Origin of the sequence: Methanoculleus sp. SDB, from assembly GCA_001412355.1 — an archaeon.
Taxonomy (GTDB): Archaea; Halobacteriota; Methanomicrobia; order Methanomicrobiales; family Methanomicrobiaceae; genus LKUD01.
Genome location: LKUD01000072.1, coordinates 1 through 3,452 on the forward strand (window position 1 = coordinate 1; position 3,452 = coordinate 3,452).

General features: G+C 56.9%; 4 protein-coding genes and 1 pseudogene. All 5 read right to left on the minus strand.

Annotated elements, in window-relative coordinates; all coding sequences use genetic code 11:
- Nucleotides 1-371 (minus strand): annotated as a pseudogene (locus APR53_04565).
- Nucleotides 372-381: 10 nt separating this feature from the next.
- On the minus strand, nt 382-666 hold the full coding sequence (locus APR53_04570; protein KQC03812.1) for a tetrahydromethanopterin S-methyltransferase subunit B: 285 nt from the start codon (nt 664-666) through the stop codon (nt 382-384).
- A complete protein-coding gene (locus APR53_04575; protein ID KQC03813.1) occupies nt 666-1,517 on the minus strand; it encodes a tetrahydromethanopterin S-methyltransferase subunit C in 852 nt (283 codons plus the stop codon). The genes APR53_04570 and APR53_04575 overlap by 1 nt, the downstream gene beginning before the upstream one ends.
- A gap of 9 nt (nt 1,518-1,526) precedes the next feature.
- Nucleotides 1,527-2,360, minus strand: a complete 834-nt coding sequence (locus APR53_04580; protein KQC03814.1) for a tetrahydromethanopterin S-methyltransferase subunit D — start codon at nt 2,358-2,360, stop codon at nt 1,527-1,529.
- Nucleotides 2,357-3,271 (minus strand): tetrahydromethanopterin S-methyltransferase subunit E, encoded by a 915-nt coding sequence (locus APR53_04585; GenBank protein KQC03815.1) that lies wholly within the window; start codon nt 3,269-3,271, stop codon nt 2,357-2,359. Before APR53_04585 ends, APR53_04580 begins: the two co-directional genes overlap by 4 nt.
- Nucleotides 3,272-3,452 lie beyond the last annotated feature (181 nt).

Consider the following 3,452-nt stretch of genomic DNA (forward strand, 5'->3'; position numbering starts at 1 on the left):
CGTGCAATCGCATCGGCAGAGAGGTTCTCGATGAACGGAATGGCTCCCTTCGTGCCGACGATCTTGCCGCCTTCCACGCCGTTTGCATGCAGCGCGATGAAACTCTCACCGCTCAGGTGGCCCTTGACTTCAGTACCGCAGGTGATCACGAACCGGATGTTCGGGTTGGAGATGACGTTTGCGATGACCTTCTCAAGACCAAGGTTCTCGGTCTTGCAGGAACCCGTAATTGCGGCTCCTGCTGCGCAGATGCCTGCCTCGTCGAGGTGGGACCCCATCGTGACGACCGCAACACAGCTGTTTGCGTCGCCGGCGTGGAAGTCACCCTGGACGATCGGCCATCCGCTTGCCGGTGATTTTTTATCTGCCATTTATATCACCTCACAGAAATCCGAACGCGATGAATCCCGCGATGAAGAGTCCGACAGCCATACCATACCAGAATGCCGTGACACCACCGGCAATAGGCAGCGCCTTCTCCCTGTTCGGGAACGAGGAGAGGAACTTGCCTTCGCCCGAAAGCATGCCGACGATGTCATCCGCTATCAGTTCAAGCTCGGCCACCTGATCAATGACCGGTGCGAGTGATTCGCCCGCAGAGGTCACGATACCCAGGAACGGGTCCGCAACCAGGCCGAACTCCGGAAGGACTTCGATATATCCCATCAGGCACCACCTTTCGGTTCATGAATAGGCTTTGCGTCCAGCCAGTCGTAGGCATCGCGCCGGGAGAGCTTGATATACTCCGTGTAGGTGTAGTACCAGCCGATAATCGAGACGAGAAGCGCGACGACTGCCGATCCGAAGCTGATGAATGCAAACGAGATCACGGCTATGCCAATCATGGATAAAAAGCCGCATTCGGCTGCAAGCATAAGCGTCCTGTCCTGCTGTTCGCCGGGGCCGAGGCATGCGTTGAACGCGTGCTGGACGGCAATCCCACCGAGCATGAAGACAACGGCGAGAACACTGCCGCCGATGACCGATGAGCCGTAGCTGGCGATACTAATCCCGAAGACTGTCGTCGTTCCCGTGACGAGATCCGCAAACATGAACGATCCGCCGGCCATCGCAGCGAGACCCATAATCGTCAGCGCACCGACGACCGCGAGCTCGATGAGCGATACAACCATGACAGGGATATTCATGTTGACAACCTTGTCGGAGACGTAACCAATCACCGCTCCGAGCAGTGCAGCGATGATGAGTGCAGCAACCGGTGCCGCAATGCCGAACTTAGTGGCAAACAGCATCGCGATGACACCGGAACCGAGCGCGATCATACCCGCGGACGGAACACCGGTACCAAGACCGTAGCTGCAGAGGTGTTTGATGGTATCCGTGCCCCATACAAGAGCGAGGACCGCACCAAGACCACCGAAGAACGAGAATATCTCCGTGCCGGTCAGCACGTTCAGGTAGGTCAGGTAGATGCAGACCAGCGAACCGATGAGCCCGATTCCGAGAATCTCGTTGTGTGGCCTTCCACCTTCAGAAGCTTCAATTTTTACTGACATTTCCACACCTCACACTGCCACAATCAGAATCGCCACAAGTCCGCAGACCGCGGATGCGATTGCCGCACCCACCACCGCACGCGGGAAGCGCTTGAACTTCGGGTCGTGGGGACCTTCGATTGTTCCCGTGATGTTGTACGCGGCAATTACTGCGTTGACAAGGAACATGCCGACAGCAAAAATGCCCGCGAGCGAGATCGCGACCGGAAGGATCTCTTCCGCGGATGCGTTGAGCATCGTGGGAAGCATCTCCTCGTACAGGTTCAGCAGCTGGATATAGATGAGCGTACCGCCGAGACCGCCGAGCGCTCCGCCGATCACACCTCCGACGTAGGAGATGAACGGAAGCCCGTGCCCCTCGGTACCCTGTGATTTGTACGCAGGGAACGTGTCGCCCGTGATCGGGTCCTTGTCCACCTTTCCGGAGGCGGAAGGAATGCCCATGCCGAAGACGTAGACAATGTTGACAAACATGCACGTGATCGCCATCATCAGACCGCCGCCGACTGCGCCGCCCGCAAGGGCAACGGCAAGACCGAGCTCAGCCGCCCATGCACCGCCGAAGAGACCGGCAAGGCCGGCACCAGCTGCGAGCATCGCGACACCGGTTGCAATACCGGGCGCCTGCCCCATGGCTGCCGGCGCACCGCCGACAGGAACGAAGTGGACACCGAATCCGACGAGAACTCCGCCGATAATGATGCCGACAAGCACAAGTGCTGCACTCATGCCGCCGACGACAAACGTGGCTGCCAGTGCAATCAGCATGATGACAAGGCCGACAATCGTAGCGGTCGGGTTCATTCCCTCGCCGCCGCCTGCGCCTCCACCGAGTGCGCTCATGATGCCGCCTCCTCGGTTTCTGCCACGGTTTCTGCCGTATACGGACCGTAGGTGTTGCGTGCCCAGGTCTCAATGTACCGGTCAATGACCATGAAGACGAGGATCAGGACAACACCGGCAATGATGGCTCCCCATCCGTTGCCAATCTGCTCGAAGAGAATTGTCCGCCAGAGTTCGAGGAACACGATCAGGCCGAAACAGATACCCGATGCCGGACCGCCGAGCTTGGAGGTAAACCAGCCGTTATCGAGTGAACTGCGCTGGCCGGCTTCGGCGTAGCGAACGATGTTTCCTGATGCGGAAATCGGAACGCCAGCCCCGAACTTCTGCTCCTGGTACTGGCGCTCTTTGCCGTAGAACGGATTTCCCGTTGCAGATCCGGCTGCACCGAGTGCGATACCCCAGACAAGGCCAAGAAGCGGCAGCGGGAACGGGTGTCCGAGTGCAACTATCATCAGCTGGCACATTGCCACCGTCGTGAAGATCGCGACGAATGCGTGTGCCATGGTCACGGTAGTCACCGATTTTAGGATATCGATGTATACCGGCTGTTCGAATTTCGCGAGACTTGCTGTCCTGCCCAGATAAGCAGTCGTTGCGTACACACCCTGCACAAAGACTGCAATTGCTGAACCGAGTACGATAGCAAGAACCGCGTTTATTTGGATCGACATTAACGCCCAGGCAATGCCGGCGCCAAGAGCACACCATAATCCATAGGCGGGGGGCTCACCGGATACAGCTTTATTGTAAATGCGGTGAATATACCCCATCTGCGGAGCCAGCTGAACCTGTGAATTCGGGTCACCCTGTGAGCCGATATCAGATTCCGTGTCTTCCGCAGCGCCGGCGACGGTGGCCAGAGCACCTGCCAGAGCAGTAATACCGATGCCAAGTACCAGGTTTTCCATTTAGGCATCCTCCCTGCGTGCCACATGCACCAGAGTTACTAACACAAACCCTTTTTGGTTCAAAATAACAGTTGATAGGGATTTAATTAAAGGTTTCGAAAAAATCTCCGCAGCCTGCTTGAAAAATCACGGTTAGAGAGCGAATATCACTTTTTTTACATCAGTAAATATTACATTAACC

Coding starts and splice junctions, on each gene's coding strand:
- APR53_04570 (KQC03812.1), bottom strand. CDS start 666: ATGGGATATATCGAAGTCCTTCCGGAGTTCGGCCTGGTTGCGGACCCG.
- APR53_04580 (KQC03814.1), bottom strand. CDS start 2,360: ATGAGCGCACTCGGTGGAGGCGCAGGCGGCGGCGAGGGAATGAACCCG.
- APR53_04585 (KQC03815.1), bottom strand. CDS start 3,271: ATGGAAAACCTGGTACTTGGCATCGGTATTACTGCTCTGGCAGGTGCT.
- APR53_04575 (KQC03813.1), bottom strand. CDS start 1,517: ATGTCAGTAAAAATTGAAGCTTCTGAAGGTGGAAGGCCACACAACGAG.